This window comes from Serratia sp. HNCC26DJ206 (genome assembly GCF_057180605.1).
In genome coordinates this window covers 1-712 of record NZ_JBXUGP010000128.1, presented here as the reverse complement: position 1 = coordinate 712, position 712 = coordinate 1, and the positions used below count along the sequence as shown (strand labels likewise).

The window sequence follows — 712 nt, the reverse complement described above, 5'->3', positions numbered from 1 at the left end:
GCGCGGCATGATGATTGACAACATCGTGCTGAGCGAGATACGGACCCGGAACGTCGGTGTCGAGAATACGCCAGTTCCGCTGTCGGCACTGCAAGCCGCACTGACGGATACGGACGGTTCGGAAACGCTGCAACTGAGACTGGAAGCGTTGCCGGTAGGCAGCGTGCTCAGCGATGGCGTGCGCAGCTTTACGGCCACCGCGGGCAATACGGCGACCGACATCACCGGTTGGCTGCTGGATCGGGTCACGCTGTTGCCACCGCAGGACTTTAATGGCCGTATCACCTTGAACGTGGTGGCAACGTCGACCGAACAGGCCAACCAGCAACAGGCCAGCACTTCACAGACGCTGACCGTCAACGTATTGGCGGTGAACCATGCACCGGTCGCACAGGACGCGGCGCTGGCGCTGGATGAGGATGGGCGTATTACGTTGGATCTGCTGGCTTATGCCAGCGATGTGGACAGTGATGCGCTGACCTTCAGCCTGCTGAGCCAACCGGCGCACGGCACCCTGACCCGCAATGCGGATAACACGCTGAGCTATGTACCGGTGGCCAACTGGAGCGGAGAGGACAGCTTCACTTATCGGGTGAATGACGGCCTGCTCAATTCCGGCGTTGCCACGGTGCGGCTGACGGTCGCACCGGTGGCCGATGCGCCAACCCTGGTGCTGACCGACGGCAACGTGGCGCGGGAGGTGTTCCGCACT

General features: G+C 62.2%; 1 protein-coding gene. It reads left to right on the top strand.

The genetic code is table 11. The features are described from left to right. Positions 1 to 712 (top strand): cadherin-like domain-containing protein (locus AC2A1E_RS24250; protein ID WP_484385883.1); only part of this gene is annotated, 712 nt, incomplete at both ends.